The 18,391-nt window shown below is 65.0% G+C and carries 20 protein-coding genes; 3 read left to right on the top strand and 17 right to left on the bottom strand.

Annotation, left to right across the window (positions count from 1 at the left end):
- Positions 1-77: 77 nt before the first annotated feature.
- The gene (locus AC1RWL_RS27545) at positions 78-482 is read right to left on the bottom strand and encodes a YkgJ family cysteine cluster protein (RefSeq protein ID WP_493096681.1); all 405 of its coding nucleotides are present in this window, start codon (positions 480-482) and stop codon (positions 78-80) included.
- A 284-nt stretch (positions 483-766) separates the two neighbouring features.
- On the opposite strand from AC1RWL_RS27545, the gene AC1RWL_RS27540 reads away from it, so the two are divergent.
- Entirely contained in the window at positions 767-1,681 is a 915-nt protein-coding gene (locus AC1RWL_RS27540) for a DUF2336 domain-containing protein (protein ID WP_493096680.1), read from the top strand.
- Positions 1,682-1,689: 8 nt separating this feature from the next.
- Here the strand turns inward: AC1RWL_RS27540 and AC1RWL_RS27535 are convergent, their stop codons facing one another.
- The 6 genes from AC1RWL_RS27535 to AC1RWL_RS27510 form a co-directional block, all read right to left on the bottom strand.
- Positions 1,690-1,821 (bottom strand): hypothetical protein, encoded by a 132-nt coding sequence (locus tag AC1RWL_RS27535; RefSeq protein WP_256120830.1) that lies wholly within the window; start codon positions 1,819-1,821, stop codon positions 1,690-1,692.
- 99 nt (positions 1,822-1,920) lie between these two features.
- A complete protein-coding gene (locus tag AC1RWL_RS27530) occupies positions 1,921-3,567 on the bottom strand; it encodes a hypothetical protein (RefSeq protein WP_493096679.1) in 1,647 nt (548 codons plus the stop codon).
- A gap of 193 nt (positions 3,568-3,760) precedes the next feature.
- Positions 3,761-4,132 carry a DUF1491 family protein gene (locus tag AC1RWL_RS27525; protein ID WP_493096678.1) on the bottom strand — a complete coding sequence of 124 codons (372 nt, stop codon included), beginning with the start codon at positions 4,130-4,132 and terminating at the stop codon, positions 3,761-3,763.
- A 243-nt stretch (positions 4,133-4,375) separates the two neighbouring features.
- Complete coding sequence (locus AC1RWL_RS27520; protein ID WP_493096677.1) at positions 4,376-5,827, bottom strand: methyl-accepting chemotaxis protein; 1,452 nt, start codon at positions 5,825-5,827, stop codon at positions 4,376-4,378.
- A gap of 126 nt (positions 5,828-5,953) precedes the next feature.
- Positions 5,954-6,670, bottom strand: coding sequence for a peptidoglycan-binding domain-containing protein (locus tag AC1RWL_RS27515; protein ID WP_493096676.1), 717 nt, complete (start codon positions 6,668-6,670; stop codon positions 5,954-5,956).
- Positions 6,642-8,174 carry a sensor histidine kinase gene (locus AC1RWL_RS27510; RefSeq protein ID WP_493158540.1) on the bottom strand — a complete coding sequence of 511 codons (1,533 nt, stop codon included), beginning with the start codon at positions 8,172-8,174 and terminating at the stop codon, positions 6,642-6,644. The genes AC1RWL_RS27515 and AC1RWL_RS27510 overlap by 29 nt, the downstream gene beginning before the upstream one ends.
- Before the next feature lie 508 nt (positions 8,175-8,682).
- Here AC1RWL_RS27510 and AC1RWL_RS27505 point away from each other — a divergent pair.
- Complete coding sequence (locus AC1RWL_RS27505) at positions 8,683-9,108, top strand: DUF5330 domain-containing protein (protein ID WP_493096674.1); 426 nt, start codon at positions 8,683-8,685, stop codon at positions 9,106-9,108.
- A gap of 216 nt (positions 9,109-9,324) precedes the next feature.
- The gene (locus AC1RWL_RS27500) at positions 9,325-9,744 is read left to right on the top strand and encodes a SufE family protein (RefSeq protein ID WP_493096673.1); all 420 of its coding nucleotides are present in this window, start codon (positions 9,325-9,327) and stop codon (positions 9,742-9,744) included.
- 208 nt (positions 9,745-9,952) lie between these two features.
- On the opposite strand, the gene AC1RWL_RS27495 is transcribed toward AC1RWL_RS27500, so the two are convergent.
- From AC1RWL_RS27495 to AC1RWL_RS27450, 10 genes are all read right to left on the bottom strand, one after another.
- Positions 9,953-10,750, bottom strand: coding sequence for a DUF6456 domain-containing protein (locus AC1RWL_RS27495; protein WP_493096672.1), 798 nt, complete (start codon positions 10,748-10,750; stop codon positions 9,953-9,955).
- Positions 10,743-11,213 carry a helix-turn-helix domain-containing protein gene (locus AC1RWL_RS27490; RefSeq protein ID WP_493096671.1) on the bottom strand — a complete coding sequence of 157 codons (471 nt, stop codon included), beginning with the start codon at positions 11,211-11,213 and terminating at the stop codon, positions 10,743-10,745. Before AC1RWL_RS27490 ends, AC1RWL_RS27495 begins: the two co-directional genes overlap by 8 nt.
- 224 nt (positions 11,214-11,437) lie before the next feature.
- The gene (locus AC1RWL_RS27485; protein WP_256120821.1) at positions 11,438-11,872 is read right to left on the bottom strand and encodes a Ros/MucR family transcriptional regulator; all 435 of its coding nucleotides are present in this window, start codon (positions 11,870-11,872) and stop codon (positions 11,438-11,440) included.
- A 414-nt stretch (positions 11,873-12,286) separates the two neighbouring features.
- Positions 12,287-12,643: a monovalent cation/H(+) antiporter subunit G gene (gene mnhG / locus AC1RWL_RS27480; protein WP_493096670.1), complete on the bottom strand. Its 357-nt coding sequence runs from the start codon at positions 12,641-12,643 to the stop codon at positions 12,287-12,289.
- The gene (locus AC1RWL_RS27475; protein WP_493096669.1) at positions 12,643-13,008 is read right to left on the bottom strand and encodes a cation:proton antiporter; all 366 of its coding nucleotides are present in this window, start codon (positions 13,006-13,008) and stop codon (positions 12,643-12,645) included. Before AC1RWL_RS27475 ends, mnhG begins: the two co-directional genes overlap by 1 nt.
- Positions 13,008-13,481, bottom strand: coding sequence for a Na+/H+ antiporter subunit E (locus AC1RWL_RS27470; RefSeq protein WP_493096668.1), 474 nt, complete (start codon positions 13,479-13,481; stop codon positions 13,008-13,010). The genes AC1RWL_RS27475 and AC1RWL_RS27470 overlap by 1 nt, the downstream gene beginning before the upstream one ends.
- Positions 13,482-15,023 carry a Na+/H+ antiporter subunit D gene (locus AC1RWL_RS27465; protein ID WP_493096667.1) on the bottom strand — a complete coding sequence of 514 codons (1,542 nt, stop codon included), beginning with the start codon at positions 15,021-15,023 and terminating at the stop codon, positions 13,482-13,484.
- Positions 15,024-15,040: 17 nt separating this feature from the next.
- Positions 15,041-15,418, bottom strand: a complete 378-nt coding sequence (locus AC1RWL_RS27460) for a Na+/H+ antiporter subunit C (RefSeq protein ID WP_439631499.1) — start codon at positions 15,416-15,418, stop codon at positions 15,041-15,043.
- On the bottom strand, positions 15,418-15,837 hold the full coding sequence (locus AC1RWL_RS27455; RefSeq protein ID WP_493096666.1) for a Na(+)/H(+) antiporter subunit B: 420 nt from the start codon (positions 15,835-15,837) through the stop codon (positions 15,418-15,420). The genes AC1RWL_RS27460 and AC1RWL_RS27455 overlap by 1 nt, the downstream gene beginning before the upstream one ends.
- 205 nt (positions 15,838-16,042) lie before the next feature.
- On the bottom strand, positions 16,043-18,370 hold the full coding sequence (locus tag AC1RWL_RS27450) for a putative monovalent cation/H+ antiporter subunit A (protein WP_493096665.1): 2,328 nt from the start codon (positions 18,368-18,370) through the stop codon (positions 16,043-16,045).
- Positions 18,371-18,391: the final 21 nt, after the last annotated feature.

The raw sequence follows: 18,391 nt of genomic DNA, 5'->3' as shown, positions 1-18,391 counted from the left end.
CTTCATAGCGCCAGCCCATCGTCGCCGAGGTGCGGACGATACCATGTCCATGCCCGATATCGAATGGAATCTCGCCGTCAGATCTTGTGCACTTCATCGCGCCAGAACACGATGACGTAGCCGCCCGCCGGCGCCATTTCCCCCGCCCACGCCTTCAGTTGCCCATGATAGGGCTCGCGCCGCCAAAGGTCCGGCTGGTCGGGATCGGCGAGCACCGTGATCTGCGGCCCCTGCCCGTAGATCATCAGGTGGGAGCGCGCCGGCTCCCACTCCGCGCCGAGGTCCTCCCTCGTCATCCACAGGCAGAGGAAATCCCGGCAGACCGATGGCCGATCGGCATAGATCGAACAGCCCTGCCCCGCGACGCAATGTTTGCACCAGGCATCCGCCGGCTTGTCGAATTCGTCGATCTCCGGCAGGCGGCAACAGAGCGTGCAGGTTCCGCAGGATCGGCCGGCGACGATTGGCGTGGAGGTGGTCATGGCGGAGCGATAGCACGCCGCCGGCCCGACCAGAAGGGCGCGTCCCGATCCGGCACGCAAACGCCGCGGCACCCACGGCAACCCAGACGGCAGTCTCTTGTAAACATTGCGGTTTCCGCGCGAGCAAGGTTAACGCGTTGCTAACGCTTTTCCTCTACTTTTCATGAACGATTGTGGAGACGGCAAGGGGCTGCCGTTCCGGGGACTTTAGCAGGTGTTTTGTGGCGGACAGGTTTCGCGAACTGGAGAGACCGCAGGCAGGGCGGCCGAAGGACATCGTTCTGATGGCCACGGTTTCCAGCTTCGAGAGCCTGCGTTTTCCGTCGCGCTCCGATCTTCACCAGTTCGGCGAGCTCTTCGAGCCGCTCTATAATGCCTCTACCGAGGAGGCACGCCGCCAGGCCGTCGCCGCCCTTTCTCGCTGCCCGCAGATCCCCGACGAGACCGCGCTTTTCATCGCCTCGCAGCCGATCGGTGTCGCCGCGATCTTCCTCATGGGCGCAAAAGCCATTCCCGACGTCACGCTGATGCGCATCCTGCGCGCGACCGGCCCGGAACATGCCCGCGCCATCGGCCGGCGCGACAATCTTTCGCCCGTCATGATCGAGGCGCTGGTGGGAAGCCACCAGGACCATGCCAGCCGCCGCACCGGCGAAGACCGCGAGGCTTCGCTGGAAGAGGCCGCAAGGCTGGGACGGGAAGAGCGGATCCGCGAAGAGTTGCGCGCCCTCGTGCGCGCTGCGACGCCCGCGGTCGAGGAGCCCGCCAGGCTTGAGCCGGCAAGCGAGGTGCACCAGGCGCTTCTCGTGCGTTTTGCCCGCGCGGGCGAGGTCGGCATGCTGGCCGTGACGCTCGCCGACGCGCTCGGTTCCAGCCAGTGGCTGTCCGAGCGCATCCTTCTCGACGTGTCCGGGCGGCAGCTTGCCGAAACGCTGGTGGCGCTGGACATGCCCAGCGCGGATACCGTTTTCGTGCTCACATGCATTTACCCGCACCTGGCGAGCGGCAGCGCCGAACTGATGCTCTGGGCGCTAGATCCGGCCGAGGCGACCCTCCGGGTCGAGAGCTGGCAGCGGGCGGACAGCTATACGAATGGCGATGGCGTGCCGAAGGCGGCCAACGCTGACGACGCGCAGTCGAACGGGCAGGATCACCATGACAGGTCCTCCGAAACCGGTCGGCAGCGCGCCGCCGGCTGATCAGTTGATTAGAATACCCGGCGCTTGGCCGGCACACGTACCGCAGCGCTTTCATTGCGCTCGGCGGAGAGGGCGGCCAGCGTGGTCGCGACGAACATTCCCGAAATCAGCAGTGCAAGGGCAGGCAGCACGATAAACATGGGGCGTTCCTCCTGAGGGGGTTCGGCACAGGCCGCTGCCTGTGTGTCTCCCTTTTCCCATGATGGAGCCGCGCGCGATGTTCCCGCGGGAACAGGATCTCAGAACAGGAAGTCGCCCTTGTGGAGATCCGACAGGTCGACATGTTTCAGCACCAGCACGTCGCTGCCCGCGCGGATCAGCACGTCGTCGCCGCTCTGCACGGCGTGGCTCTTCATCAGGTCGGAAAAGCCGGTGATGGCGGACACGTCCGAGAGATCGACCCGGTCGGTGCCCGGCTTGAAGTCCGTCACCGTGTCGCGGCCCTTGGAGAAGATGAAGACATCCGCCCCGGACCCGCCGGTCAGCGCATCATTGCCCTTGCCGCCGTCGAGAATATCGTTGCCGGCCCCGCCGGACAGCGTGTTGCCGCCGCTGTTGCCGATGATGACGTTCGATAGAGCGTTGCCCGTGCCGCTGATGCCCGCCGTGCCGAGCAGGATGAGCTTTTCGAGATTGGCGCCCAGCGTGTAGCTCACGGTGGATTGCACCGTGTCCGTGCCGCCACCGACCTTTTCGACGAGCTTCAGCTTGGCATCGGCTACAAGGTAGGTGTCGTTGCCCTTACCACCCGCGACCATGCCAAAAACCTTGCCGCCGCGTGTGTCAAACGTGTCGTTGCCGGCGCCGAGATCGACATCGCCGCGGATCGTGCCATTGTTGATGACCACCTCGATGCCGTTGCCACCCTTCAGCGCCAGGTCGCCCGCCTTCAGCGTACCGTTGTTGCCGAAACTGTTCGTGCCCTTGCCGAGAAGTGCTACCGCGATGCCCGTGGTCGCCGTCACCGAACCATTGTTTGTCAGCGTCGCGCCGGCGCCGTCGATATGGATGCCCGAGGCGCCTTTCAACGTGCCGTTGTTCATCACCTGCGCATAGGCGCCGCCGACATCGATGGCGTCGCCCGACGTCGAGGTGATTGCCTTGTGATTGGCGAAATTGACCTTCGCGCCATCCAGCCGCACGCCATCCTTGACGGCCGAGATCGTGCCGTTGTTCGCCATCACGGCGCTCGCACCGGTGATCACCACGCCCTCGTCGGCACGCGAGACGATCTTGCCGTTGTTGGTCACGACCCCGCCGGCACCCGTCACGGTCACCGCATCGAGCTTCGCATCGATGGTGCCGCTGTTGGTGACGATCGCCGTCGCGCCAATGCTCCTGATCCCGTCATCCGCCGTCGACTGGATGAAACCGTAATTGGTGATGATCGCCTTGGTGCCGGAAACGATCACCGCATCGCCCGCACTCTTCACCGTGCCATGGTTGGTGACGAGCGCATCGCTGCCGGTCGCCTTGATACCCGTGCCGCCGGACGACAGCACCGAGCCGCGATTGGTGAGGTTGAGCCCCGCCCCGCTGAAGACACCCGCCGCCGTGCCGCCTGAAAGCGTGCCCTGGTTGGAAAAGACGAACCCGCCGCCGGCCGCATTCAGCCCGACAAGCGCCGCCGAGATCACGCCATCCGCCTTGATCGCCACGGTGCCGGCATTGGCGGCGAGCGCGACGGCGCCAAACACCACCGCATTGCCCGCGGAAGAATTCACCGTGCCATCGACCACCAGCGTGCGCCCGGCAAAAGCCCCGCCGGCATCGACAGCCGTGGCGGCCGTGGAGATCGAAACGCCGGGCGCGACGATCCACTGGCTGTTGGCCTCGCGGGCGGTGAGCGCCGATGTCATGTCGACCAGAATGTCGTATTTGCTCATGGCAATCAGGCGTCCATCATTGACGTGACAATGTCCTGGAGCATGTCCGGTTCACCGGACATGCTCCAGTTTTTGTTTTTGCCGCATTATCCGACGCCGAAGCGATGCCGCTTCGGCTGGAAATGCTCTAGCGCCTCTTCGGCGAAAAATCCGTTTAAAACAGGGCAATCGGGCGCGTCCCATGGCCACAGGGTTAACGCCGGAAGAACCCGTCATCCTTCGGCTCGGCAACCGCAAAGTCGATCAGGTCGCCCAGTTCGTCCGTCTCGACCGAAACCACCCAAAGATCGCCATCGAAACGCCGCTCGCGCGCAATCGCCTCCGCCACCAACTGCGCCTCGACACGCGTAAGCCGCGTCTCGAACAGCCGCATTCCCGTCTCGTCCGCCTCGAAAAAACTCTGCGGCGCCGGCGCATGCAGGCTTTCCCGCCCGTCGCGAAACATCTGCCGCACGAACACCGCCCCCGCCTCCTCCGCCCCCTTCACCTCGACAGCCGCAAAATCACCGCGGGCAAAGACGCGGCGCATCAGGGCGGAAACGAAGATGTCGGAGCGAAGACGCATGGTGGCGGCTTACACGGCGCGAAGCCGCGGGGCAATCGCGAGAGGTAATGGAAGCCCCTCATCCCGCTGCCGCGACCTTCTCCCCGCAAGCGGGGAGAAGGCATATGCCGATCCGCTTTCGAAAGACAGGACCGTGGAGGCAAGGCGCGGACAGTGCCCCAACTCCCTTCGCCCCGCTTGCGGGGAGAAGGTGCCGGCAGGCGGATGAGGGGCAGCGCCAAACGATGCGGACACCCGCAGCCTCTAAACCCGGATCGCCAACCGCAATCCACCCCAGTGCCGCCCGTTGACCGTGATGGGCGCCGAAATGTCCTTCATCAACACGAACTGCCCGCCGCCCATGTCGCGGCGGTAGGTCTGGACGAGGAAGGGTTCCTTGTTGCGGCCGGCGGCGAGGCCGACGCGGTCGTTGAAGATGCGGCGGTTGCGGCAGTTGGCGGTGTTCCAGGCGGGGTCGCCGGAGCGCTGCGGCTCGGAGAATTTGCGGTTGTGCGTCGGCAGGTAGCCCTGGTCGTCGATCGCCGCGCAGAAGGCGATGCGCTCGTCCGTCGCCACCGCCGGTTCCTGGATGGCCGGCAGCACGCGATCGGTGAAATCGGTAAAGCGCGTCATCATCTGCACCGGATCGCTGCCGGCGATCGGCCTGTACTGCCGGTCAAACAGCGCGTCCATGCCGATCTCGCCGCTCAGCACGGCCGCGGAAAAGCGCGCGGAAACCTCGTCGGCAAGCGCCTGGACGAGGTTGATATAGGGGCTGTCCGGCGTCTCGATGCCCGCACTCGCCGTCGCCTGGATGATGCGCTCGGAAATCGTCACGACCTCGCCGACCTTGCCGGAGGCGCCCTGCAGCACCGTGTTGGAGCGGATGATTTCCGCCGAGGCCGCGCCGATCGACCGGGCGAATTCGCTGCATTCCTTGTCCACCGCGCCCGTCGTCGCGGCCAACGACGAGGCGCTGTCGAGGATCTTCGACATGACCTCTTCCACGCCGGCAAACGAGCCCTGCACGTCAGAGGCCGTCGCCTTCACGCCCTCGGCGGAAACGCGCGCGCCCTCGCCCGCCGCTTCCAGCCGGTCGATGCGCGCGCGCAGTTCCTGCAATGTCTTCTGGATGGAGGCGGTCGTATTCGATGTTTCCAGCGACAGCGCCCGCACCTCCGCCGCCACCACGGCAAAACCCTTGCCGGCATCGCCCGCCCGCGCCGCCTCGATGGCGGCATTGAGCGCTAGAAGGTTGGTCTGCCGCGCAATCGTGCCGATCGCATCCGCCAGCCGCCCGACATCGGCAAGCGCCACGGCAAAGGCGGAAATCTCCGTGCCGATCTCGTTGGAGGCCGTCACCATGTGGTCGATGGCGGCAATCGAACCGTCGAGCTGCACCGCCTGCTCGCCCAGCACCTTTCGGGCACTCGCGGCCAGCTGGTCCGTCTCGCCCAGCGCGCGGGCGATGCCGCCATTGGCGCTGGCGATCGCCGTTGCCGATTGCGTCAGCCGGGTGAAGAGCGTCGCATGTTCGCGTGATTGCGCGGCGGTGTCCTGGATGGAGCCGGCAATGTCGACGAGGTGCAGGCCGAGGTCCGACGCCTCGGCGGCAAGCGCCCCCACGACGCGGCGCAGCACCGCGGCATCCGCCTGCCGCTCCGGCATGTCCTCTTCCGGGTTATGCGCAGTCTCACGCAGGGCAGCGTTGGACATGGCTCGACGATCCTCCAGATTATCGAAGGATCATCCGGCAGACATGGTTAATGGATGCTTTACGGAAAAGCCTGTCGTAGGCGTACGACTTTGGTCGCATTCCCGCATTGCGAAAAGCAGGAAAGCTCAGAGCGCGCCGATATCCTTGAGCTTGGCCAGCACCTGCTCGTTCGGCTCGCCGGTCACCGGCAGGCGATAGTGCTTCTCGAAGTGGCGGATGGCGGTGCGCGTCTTCTCGCCGATCAGCCCGTCGACGGCGATATCCGTATAGGCGATGTTGCTCAGACCCTTCTGGATCTTCATCACCAGCTCGCTCGGCACCGGCTTTGCCACCGCGGAGGTGACGCCGGGATCGGCTTCCGCCTCCATGATGGCGGCGGCGACGGGGTCCACCTCTTCCTCGGCCTGCGTGCGCGCAGGCTTGTTCTCGATGACCTTCGCCACCTCGTCGAACGGCCGCTCTGCGGGCGTCACGTCGGTGACCTCCGGCAGGTCCTGCGCTTCGCCCTCGCGCTCGATGACGAAGGTCGTCACGTCGTGCGGTTCCGGCTTTGTGGCGGTGAAGCCCAGCGAATTGTCGGCCGAGCGCATTTTCAGGAAAGGTGCGGGATGGCCGCCCGGCTGGTACCACAGCGCATTGGCCGCCACGAAGGAGAAGACGACCAGGAAGGCGCAGGTGCCGCCGACAGTGCTGGGATGGCGCGCGGCAAGGCCGCCTAGTGCTGCGAGCCCGGTGATGACGATATTGGGCCTGCGCTGCGGCTCGGCGCGAGTGCCGGATCGGCCCTTGCGGGCCTGGCCTTGCGGCCGCCGCTCAGGCTGTCTTCTGACGTGCGCGTTCATCGTTCGTGTCCTTGCCATCCAGCGACGGCTCGTAAACGGTCTCAATGGCAGCCGCAAGGCGCGGCGGGAAATCGACGGTGGATGCCGTGGTCGGCCGCGGGTCGCCTTCGCGCGCCACGCCGGAGCCGTCCGCCGGCACGCGGATGGTGATGACCGTACCCTCGCCCGGCCGGCTCTGGATGACGAAGCTGCCGCCATGCAGCGCGACCAGACCCTTGACCAGCGACAGGCCGAGACCGGTGCCCTCGTATTTGCGGGTATATTCGTTCTGCACCTGCATGAAGGGCTGGCCGATCAGCGCCAGCTTGTCGGCCGGAATGCCGATGCCGGTATCGCTGACGGTCAAGAGCAGGTCCTTGCCCTCGCGCGCCGCATCGATGGTGACGACGCCGCCGCGATCGGTGAACTTGATCGCATTGCCGACGAGGTTGATGAGGATCTGCTGGATCGCCCGCTGGTCGGCCACGGCCTCGCCGATGGCGCGCGGCACGCGGCTCGTCAGCTTGATGCCCTTTTCGCGCGCCTGGAGGCCGAGCATCTGCTCGCAGGCCTTGACGCTGTCGGCGACGATGAAGGGTTCCGTCAGCAGCTCGTAGCGGCCGGCCTCGATCTTCGAAACGTCCAGCATGGTGTTGACCACCGACAGGAGGTGCGAGCCCGACTGGTGGATCAGCGCCACATATTCGCGCTGGCGGTCGTTTTCCAGCTTGCCGAAATATTCGCCGGTCAGGATGTCGGAGAAGCCGAGGATGGCGTTGAGCGGCGTGCGCAGCTCATGGCTGACAGCCGCCAGGAAACGGGTCTTGGCATCGTTGGCCGATTCGGCCTGCGCGGTCTTGCGCGCGCTTTCGGTGCGCAGTACGGCCTCGTCGGACACGTCGCGCGACTGGGCAACGACGGCGGCAAGCGCGCCATCCGCGCCGCACAGCGCCGTCATTTCCACGCGCATATGCGTGAACTGTTCGGCATCCGCCTGCATGCGCGGGCGGTCGATGCGCACGTCCACCGTCTCGCGCACGCCGCCCTGGCGCAGGCGGTCGATGGCGGCGATGAAACCGAGGCGGTCGGAAACGTGGATCTGGTCGAGATAGCCGCGGCCCATCGGGTCGCGCATCCAGGCCAGCATGTCGGCGCGGTCGCGGCCATGCACGGCGGTGACGAAACCGCGCGCATCATGCAGCGTCACGAGGCCCGCGAAGAGATCATAAGGAGAGGTCGGCGCCGGCTCTGTAACAGGCGCGTCGTCAATCTGCGTTACCTTCGGCTGGGTCGGCTTCACCGGCCAGGCGGAGGTCGCGGCGGCGGCAAGCAGCGCGCCGGCACCCACCAGCGCGACGCCGGCCGGCAGCGCCGTGGACGCGGGCATGACGGCGGAGAAGGCGAGCGGCAGGCCGGGCACGGCGGCCAGAAGGGCGAGCGTCGTCGCGCGCAGGGAAGCGGACGGGCGTTCATCGGCGGCATGCGCGCCAGCAACGCCCGCAACGGCGCCCAGGCGGGCGGCCATTCTGTCAGCGATGGTGGTCAATTGGCGCAATGCAAAACCCTGCCGTTTATGTTCTTTTGTGTGAGCCCAAAATCGCATCGGCGACTTAAGGAAAGAATAAACGACAGGGGCCTGAAAGGGTCCGAAAAGCCCGAAAAGTCCCATTTCGGGGCAATCCACCGGCCATTCGTCCGGCGTGGTTAACGGGGCGTAAGCGCCTCATTTTGCGGCATTTTTCTGTTCGTATTAACCTCTGGGGCAACATCGCGGAACGCCCCTTCCCGGCATTCCGGGGCGCACCGCCAGTGCGCTCCGCCATCATCCTTAACGGCAATCGCTAAAATCTGCCTCAAATGCCGGTAAAGCTGCCGATAGGTCGCATTTTACTTAAATCTGGGCAAAACCTGAGTGATTCCTGAAAAGGGGAATTTCCTTCCGGCCCCTATTCTCGCATCAACGGTTCGCCAAGGACCAACACGAAAGCCGAAGGCCGCAAAGAGCCGAGGCCCTATAACAAGGATGGCAAGCGATGTGGTTTCTGATCAAGGGAACGTTCTGGTTCTCCATGGTTCTCGTCCTGCTCCCCTTCATCGACGCGGAATCCTCCGCGAAGCTGGAGAAGGGTCCGAGCGTCGAGATCGGCGATACCTTCAATGCCGCAAGCGAGGCGCTGCACTACGTCACCGCCATGTGCCTGGAGAAGCCGGACGTCTGCGAGAAGGGTGCTGAAACCTTCGTCGCCCTCGGCCACCGGGCCCGCGAAGGCGCCCGCATCGCCTACCAGTTCCTCGATACCCAGTTTGCCGAAGAGGGCAGCGCGACCGCAAAGGCCGACCCGGTCGCCAAGGAAGCGCTCGACCAGCCGCTGCCGGATGTCGCCGCCATCGACGCCGACGACGAGGTGATCACCGGCACCATCGCCATTCCGACGCGCCGCCCTGACCACAAGAGCTGAACTGATCGCCCTTCTGTTTCACGCAATTCCGAACGCAAAACCGCACGACACTTTTGCTGGAATTGCTCTTTAAAATTTCTGCCTGCCTGACTCGTTGCCCCTGCAACCGCCGTATGGATCCGTTCCATGCGGCGTTTCTTTTTGTGGATACGGATTCCGGTTCAAATTCCGGGCTTCCTCCCCTATATGAAAGCCAAAGCCGCAGACGGAACCGACATGGCCACGCTTCAACAGATCATCGACGACTTCGCCTACCTTGAAGAATGGGAGGACCGCTACCGCTATGTCATCGAGCTCGGCAAGGCATTGCCGGATATTTCCGAAGACAAGCGCACGGCCGCCAACAAGGTACAGGGCTGCGCCAGCCAGGTCTGGCTCGTCAGCCATACGGACGACGGCGCCGATCCGGTGATGACCTTCGAGGGCGATTCGGACGCCCATATCGTGCGCGGCCTCGTGGCCATCGTGCTCGCGATCTATTCCGGCAAACACGCCTCGGAGATCGCAGCGCTGGATGCGATCGATACGTTCAACGAGATCGGGCTGGTGGAGCACCTGTCGTCGCAGCGGGCGAATGGGCTGCGGTCCATGGTGAAGCGCATCCGCGAAGAGGCGGCGATGCGAGTGGCTGCTTAACGGCCTTCATCTTCGAAACGGCGCGGCAAACTCCCAGTGATCTCCCCCCTTGTGAGGGAGATGTCGCCGAAGGCGACAGAGGGGGGTGGCGGCGGTGCGGCATATCGGCGTTTGAGAGGGACGCATACCCCCCTCTGCCCTGCCGGGCATCTCCCCCACAAGGGGGGAGATTGAATTGCTGGAACGTCTCATTCCCCAATAAATACCCTCACCCCGAAATCTCCGGCCGGTACCCCTCCGCCCCCCACATATGCGCCCGCCGCGCAGCCGGTGCCGCCGGTGCATAATGCCGCGCAAGCGCCATCAGCGAGGCCCGCAGCATCAGCTTGGCCGAGCGGGCCGGCCATTGCCGTTCGCGTTCCACCATCTCCAGCCCCTTCATGAAGCAGCAGACATCGAGCGCCACGCCGGAAAGCTCCGGGCCGATCGCCTCGATGGCGCGGGCGACGCGCAGGCGGGCGGCGAGCGCCGTGTCGGTCAGTTCGCGCCCCGCCCCCGCTTCGCCCTTCTGGCGGCTGGCGACGCGGGGCTCCCAGGACATGGTCAAACGCGGCTGGAGGCCGCCGCGCGTGAAATCGGCGTGCAGCCGCTCGCCGGCGGCAATGGCGGTTTCCGGCAAATAGGCATCGCCCGTCTTCTCCTTCAGCCGCGCCAGCGCCGCGAGCGGTGATTCGAGCCGGTTGGCAAAGGCCTTCTCCCGCGCCCCATCACGCATCACCACCACCGCCTCCATGTCGCGGTGCTGGCCGGCAAAGGGTGTCTCCGCGTCGCAGAGCCGGCGCTTCAGGTGGGCACGCGCCTCTGGCGTTGCGGCAAGCTTTTCGCCGGTGCGGCTGACGAGGCCGAGCCGCAGCGCTTGCGCCAGTACGGCTGGCAGTAGCGGCTGCCTGCGCCCGTCGCCGGCCACCAGCACATCGCTTTCGGCGATGTTCACCTCGCCTGCCGCCAGCACGAAGCGGAGGAGCCTCGCGAGATCATCGGCAACCTTACGTCCCGCCTCACTCATGGCTACCGATCCCCGCCGGACCGAAGACCGAGAGCACGACGCGCTCGATTGCCGAGACGAAGGCGTCGAAGGCCATATCGTCGCGGCGATCCTCCACCACGTTGCAGGCATGGCCGACCGTCGTGCGGTCGCGGCCATAGGCGGCGCCGATATCGGAGAGCGAGAGGCTGAGCACGACGTGGCAGACATACATGGCGATCTGGCGCACATGGCAGGTGGAGCGCCGGCTGTCGCGGCGCCAGAGCGGCCGGTCGCTGGCAACGGCGGTCATCTCCAGCACAAGCTGGCGCACGATCCGGCAGGCGATGCCGGGCGGGACGGAGGGAACCGCCGGCTCACGCATGGCCTTGCGGGCGCGCGGCACCCCCTGCCCAGCGCCCGCACTCTTGTTTTCCGGTGCCGGACCGGGGCAGGATTGCGCCTCGGGAGACGGGCGCCGCTGGGGAACGATGAACTGGTGCATGACTGGCCACTCCTGTTTATAGGAATTTATTCATACACCCTAGAGGACGGACGGGGATGAATGAAGCCCAAAGCCACAACCATGCATTGAATTTCTTAATAAATTTGCGACATGCATCCCCGATCTAGGGATTTATTCCTCCACGATGGGGCGACGAGGCTCCAGAACGCAAAAAGCCGGGGCCTCGCGGCTCCGGCTTTGCAATCTCATCGACAATGCGGTGCTTATTTGCCCTTACGGCGCTGGCCGAGGCCCATTTCCTTGGCGAGGCGCGAGCGCGCTTCGGCATAGGCCGGGGCGACCATCGGGTAGTCGGCCGGCAGGTCCCACTTTTCGCGGTATTCTTCCGGGGTCATGCCGTAATGGGTCATCAGGTGGCGCTTCAGCGACTTGAACTTCTGGCCGTCTTCCAGGCAGATGATGTAGTCGTTCTGCACGGACTTGCGCACCGGCACCGGCGGCTTCGGCTTTTCGGCGACCACAGGCGCTTCGACGGCGGCAACCGGCTGCGTCGTGTTGTTGAGCGCGGCATGCACGTCGGCGATCAGGCCCGGCAGCTCGGAAACCGGCACGACATGGTTGCCGACATAGGCGGCGACGATATCGGCAGTCAGTTCCACGAGCAGATTGGAGCCGGCGCCAAGGGTTGTTTCGGTCATTTCTTTCTCCTGTCGGACAAAACGAAGGTCGATGGCCCTATCCATCGGCCTGGACATCAAATTTGCGGCAAAGCGTGCTTGTCGGGCGATCATATGGCAGAATAATGCTCACCCCGCCGAAAACGGGACATTTCCGTCAATATAACTTTCGACTACGGCGGCGACCCATCACGCAGAAGCTCTTGCCGGTACATATACCGAATCGGCATGAATACCGCACGAACTCAACCTAGACAGGAAAACCATGCGCAAGCTAAATCAACCCGAATACTTTACTTGGTCTGAAATATCATTCTTCAATTCAATGTCCAGTATTATTTTGCAGAAATAAAACGAGAGCTTTTAATATAGAAATCATCCCCAAGAAAATTAGCAGATACTACAAATTTTAAGGGTCGTCCTTTCAACCGTTTGTCAACGCTTCTTTCCCGCTCGCTCGCGTGCGTCGCGCATTTCATCGATCACCGTGTGGCGTGTCAGGCGATAGCCTGCGCCATGCGCCGCCTTGGCGACGAGATGGGCGGCGACCGGCGCCGTCAGCACGAAGAACACGAAGCCCGCCAGCGCTCGGGTGAAGATCGCCACATCGAGCGAATGCAGGCCGGCCGCGAGCAGCATGAGGCCCGAACCGACCGTGCCCGCCTTCGAGGCGGCATGCATGCGCGTATAGACATCCGGCAGCCGCACGAGGCCGAGGGCCGCCAGGAAGGTGAAGATGCCGCCCGCGACCAGCATGACGGCGACGACGAGGGCGACAACGAGATCCAGCATCAGCGTGCCCTCCTCGCCTTGCCGGGCTTGGTGTGCCGTAGGCCCTTGCGCAAAACCTCGCCATCCGGCGAGCCCGCCTCGCCCGGCTGCATGCCCTGGCTCAGGATGAAGCGCGCAAAGGCGACGGTGGCGAGAAAACCGACGAGGCCGAGCGCGATGGCGATGTCGATATAGAGGTTGAAGCCGGTGCGGATGGCGATGACGGCGATGAAGCCGATGGCGATCGCTACCAGCATGTCGAGCGCGACGATCCGGTCCGGCAGCGTCGGCCCCTTGATGATGCGCCAGGCGGTCAGGAAGAAGGCGGCGCACATCAGGAAGAGCGCGATCGTCGAGGCGACGGAAATGACGGTTTGAGCACCCATCAGCGGAAGGCCTCCATGATCTTCTTCTCGAAGCCGTTGGCAATATCGCGCCGCGTGGCGACCGGATCGGAGCAGTCGAGCGCGTGCACATAGAGCACGCGGCGGTCCTCGGAGACATCGACCGAGAGCGTGCCCGGCGTCAGCGTGATGAGGTTGGCGAGCAGCGTGATCTCGAAATCGCGGTCCAGCGTCAGCGGAAAAGCGAAGATGCCGGGCTTCAGCGCCATCTTCGGGCTCGCCACCAGGATGGCGACCTTCCAGGCTGACAGCGCCAGCTCCTTGATGAACAGCACCAGCAGCGACAACACTTTCAAAGGCCGGAGACGCCGGCCTTCCGAGCGGGCGCGGCCACGTATGAGCACCAGCGAAAGCGCGCTGGCAGCGATGCCGAGCAGCAGGTTTGGGATGGTGAAACTGCCGGAAACGGCGAGCCAGAAGGCGGTGAACACCGCAATGATGACAGCGGGCCGCATCTAGTTCACCCCCGGAAAGACGGAACCGATATAGGCGCGCGGATCGGCAAGGCCCTGCGCGGCATGCTGGATGGTCGCGAGCAGCGCGTTCGGGAACAGGCCGAAGCCCACCGTCAGCGCCGTGAGCGCCACAAGCGGCAGGAGAGCGCTGGCCGGAATGGCCGCGTCCGGCAGCGCCTCGCCCGCGGGGCGCCAGTAGGCGAGCGCGAAGACGCGGCCGAGCGCGATGGTCGTCAGGAAGCCGGTCAGGAAGACCGCGGCCACCAGCCACCACGCGCCGATGTCCATCGCCGCCTTCGCCACCATGACCTTCGGCCAGAAACCGGAAAACGGCGGCAGGCCGGAGACGGCGAAGAACAGCGCCAGCGACAGCGTGGAAAACAGCACTGACCTTGTATGGAGCCCGCCGAGCCGATTGAGATCGAACGTGCCGGTAAGACGCCCGGCGAGGCCCGCCACCATGTAGAGCGCCGTCATCACCACCATGGAATGCAGCGCGTAGAAGATCGCGCCGCCGACGCCGCCGGGGCTGCCGAGCGAAAGCCCGACCAGCATGACGCCGATGCCGGAGATGACGACGTAACCGAGCAGCCGGCGGATATCGCTCTGGCCAAGTGCGCCGAGCGCGCCGACAAGCATGGTCGCGACACCGGCAAGCGCGATGACGAAGCTCAGTTCCTCGCGCTCGATCGGAAACAGCATGATCAGCGTGCGCAGCAGCGCATAGATGCCGACCTTGGTCAAAAGACCGGCAAACAGCGCCGACACCACCACGCGCGGCGTGTGATAGGAGGCCGGCAGCCAGAAATTCACCGGGAAGGCGGCGGCCTTCATACCGAAGGCGACGAGGTAGAGGGTCGCGAGCGTCATCAGCGGCAGGTCAGCACGGCCGGCGGCGGCCTTCGTCGCGATATCGGCCATGTTGAGCGTGCCGAAGATGCCGTAGAGATAGCCGGTGGCGATGAGGAACAGTGTCGTCGCGACGAGGTTGAGGAAGGCGTATTTGATCGCGCCGTCGATCTGCCGGGCTTCCGAGCCGAGCACGATGAGCCCGAAGGACGAGATCAGCAGCACCTCGAACCAGACGTAGAGGTTGAAGATATCGCCCGTCAGGAAGGCGCCGGAAACGCCGGCCATCAGCAGGAGCAGGAACGGATAGAAACCATAGCGCCGGCCCGTGCCGTCGATGTCGGAGAGCGCATGCACGCTGCCGGCCAGTGCCACGACGGCGCCGGTGAGCGCGAAGAGCACGCCTGTCAGGTCTGCCGTGAACGCGATGCCGAAGGGCGGCAGCCAGCGGCCCATGACCATGGTGACGGGACCATTCTGCGAGACATGCGCCAGCAGCAGCGCATCGACAAGGACCAGCACGGCGAGTGCCGGAATGGCGATCATCGCCTGCAGGCGAACGGATTTGCGCAGCATCAAGAGCACGGCGCCGGCGAGCATGCACCAGGCAGGCGGCAGCACGACCAGCCAGTCGGCGGGCGCGACCGGGGTCATGACGAAGGCTGCGGAGAGATCGGCGGGATTGACGGCCATTGGCGGGGCGGTTCCTGTCAGTAGCCGGTGGGCGGGAGGGGATCGTTCTCCGGCTCGGCGACGCGCATCTCGTTGGCGTTGTCGGTGCCGAGATCCTGATAGGCGCGGTAAACCAGCACCAGCAGGAAGGCGAAGAAGGAGAAGGAAATGACGATCGCCGTCAGGATGAGTGCCTGCGGCAGCGGATTGGCGGTCAGCGTCGCCGGCACGTCGTGGCCGGCCGGGATGATCGGCGGCACGTCGCGCAGGATGCGGCCATTGGTGAAGAGCGAGAGGTTCACCGCATTGCCGAGCAGCACGACGCCGAGCAGCACGCGCACGAGGAATTTCGACAGCATCAGATAGACGGCGGCGGCGAAGAAAAGGCCGATCAGGATGACGAACAGAAGCTCCATCAGGCGTCGTCCCCCGCTTCGAGCGCCAGCGCGATGGAGGTGATCGAGCCGACCACGACGAGATAGACGCCGGCATCGAACAGCATGACGCTGGACAGCGGGATCTCGACGCCGAGGATCGTCGGATAGGCCCACAGCCCCGTCATGAAGGGCACGGCGAAGACGAAGGACAGCAGGCCGGCGATGCAGGCGGTGAACAGCCCGAAGGCCGCAATCGCCATCGGATGGAACCACAGCGCCTGGCGCACGGCGGCAACGCCGTTGGCGATGCCGTAGATCGCGAAGGCCGACACCGCGATCAGCCCGCCGATGAACCCGCCGCCCGGCTCGTTATGGCCGCGCAGGAGCACGAAGAGCGAGAAGAGCACCATGAGAGCGGTGAGGAAGGGGGCGATGGTCCGGAAGATGAGGGTGTTCATGGGCACGATCCTCCGGCGCGGGCGTGCCGCAGCACCCCCCTCTGGCCTGCCGGCCATCTCCCCCTCAAGGGGGGAGATCGATGGGGAGAGGCATCGCCAAACAGAGACGCTTGTAAGGAAGCAATGAGCCCGCCCCTTGCCGATCTCCCCCCTTGAGGGGGAGATGGCCGGCAGGCCAGAGGGGGGTAACGGCGAACTCCTGCCATCACGCCTTCCTCCCTGCCCTGACGCGAATGATCGACAGGATCGCCAGCCCCGTCACCATCACGACGGCGATCTCGCCCAGCGTGTCCGTGCCGCGGAAATCGACGATGATGACGTTCACCACATTCGCGCCGTGGGCGATGGTCTTGGAATAAAGGTTGAAGAAATCGGTGAGCGCCGTGTCGAAACGGCCCTGCGTGACCTTCAAAAGATAGAGCGAGAAGCCGAGGCCGCAGGCGATGGCGATCACCGCATCCGGGATTTTTTCGCGCAGCGGCCGGCGGTCGCGCGGCGTCAGCTTCAGCCGGGTCATGACCAGCGCGAGGATGACGACCGACAGCGTCTCGATCATGAACTGGGTGAAGGCGAGGTCCGGCGCGCCGAAGAGCAGGAAAAGCACGGCGACGCAAAAGCCCTGGATGCCGAGCGCGACGATGGCCGTCAGGCGGTTTTCCGCCGCCAGCACCGCGCCGATGCCGACGACCGCGAGCGCCATGACGGCCAGCTCATGGAACGGCACATTGGCCGGCCAGACCGGCAGGCGCGGCCATTCGCCATAGACGAACGGCGGCACGAGCAGTGCGAGCGCGATGACGATGAAGGTCGCCGTCATGTAGATTTCCATCAGCCCCGGCTGGGCCAGGCGGCTGACGGCGGACGACAGGCGCACGAGGCCGCGCATCGCCTGGTCAAAACCCTTGTCCGGCCCCCAGCCGATATCCTCGATCAGCCCGTCCACCGCCGCGCGCACCTTGTCCAGCGAGAGGAAGACCAGGACGCCGACGGTGATGGTGGCGAGCGACAGCACGAAGGCCACGCCGAAATGCGGCATGGCGGAAATGCTGATCGTCTCCGGCTTGCCGGCGATGGCGGAGGCGAGCGGTGAGGTCAACAGCAGATGGGTGGTGGCGGAGAAGAGGCCGATGACCAGCCCTTTGACCGCCAGCAGCATCGGGCCGATCCACAGCAGCACCGGCCCCTCATGGGCCTGTTTCGGCGTCTTGACGGGCGGCCCGAGGAAGGGTTTCAGCGCCACGGCGAAGGCGACGGCGAACATCAGGCCGTTGCCGATGATGGCGGCGGCCGTATAGGCGATCGCCCGGATATTGCCGCCGGCGAGCGCGGCATAGACTTCTTCCTTGGCGAGGAAGCCGAAGAACGGCGGCAGGCCACCCATCGAGAGCGCTGCCAGCAGCGCCGCGAGGAAGGTGACGGGCATGGCGCGCCGCAGGCCGCCGAGCTTGGTGATGTCGCGCGTGCCGGTCTCGTGGTCGATCAGGCCGGCGACCATGAACAGCGCGCCCTTGAACAGCGAATGCGCCACGAGATAGAGCGCGGCGGCGGCCACCGCATGCTGCGAGCCGAAGCCGGTCAGCATGACCAGCAGGCCAAGCGAGGCGACCGTCGTATAGGCAAGCATCAGCTTGAGGTCGGTCTGGCGGATGGCGAGCACGGCGCCGACGAGCAGGGTGAGCCCGCCGAAAGCCGGCAGGATCGTCTCCCAGGCGGCGGTATCGCCCATGACGGGATTGAGCCGCATCAGGAGATAGACGCCGGCCTTCACCATGGTGGCGGAATGCAGGTAGGCGGAGACCGGGGTCGGCGCCTCCATGGCGTTCGGCAGCCAGAAATGGAACGGGAACTGCGCCGACTTGGTGAAGGCGCCGCCGAGGATGAGGAACAGGATCGACAGGTAGAACGGGCTCGCCCGCACCTCAGCGCCAAAGGACATCAGCAGCGAGAGCTGCGTCACATCCGTGACATTCCAGATGAGCAGCAGCCCCGCCAGCAGGAACAACCCGCCGCCGCCCGTCACGATCAGCGCCTGCAAGGCGGCACGGCGCGAGGCTTCGCGCGCATGGTCGAAACCGATCAGCAGGAAGGAGGTGATCGAGGTCAGCTCCCAGAAGATGAAGAGCATCAGGAAGCTGTCGGAGGCGACGAGGCCCAGCATCGAGCCCATGAACATCAGGATGAAGGAGAAGAACCGGCCCTGGTGCCTGTGCCCCTTCAGGTAGCCGCCGGAATAGAGCACGATCAGCGTGCCGATGCCGGAGATCAACAGCAGGAACGCGAGCGACAGCCCGTCAATCAGCCAGGAGAAGCTGACATTATAGGCCGGCACCCAGGCATAACCGCCGGTGACGATTTCGCCGCGCGAGACCTCCGCGTTGAACCCGAGGAAATGGAGGAAGATGGCAAGCGGGATGAGCGCCAGCGGCCAGGCGGCCTTGTGGCCGAGCACCCTTGTCAGAGCCGGCGCGACGAGCGCGCCGAGAAACGGCAGACAGAAGGCAAGGAAGGTCAGGCCCATCGTGTCCGGTGTCATCCCCATCCTTCATGCGCGGGC

The organism is Shinella sp. GW821-FHT10F02 (assembly GCF_058809275.1).
Note: the sequence above shows the minus strand (reverse complement) of the source record. Positions and strands in the feature narration are given on the sequence as shown.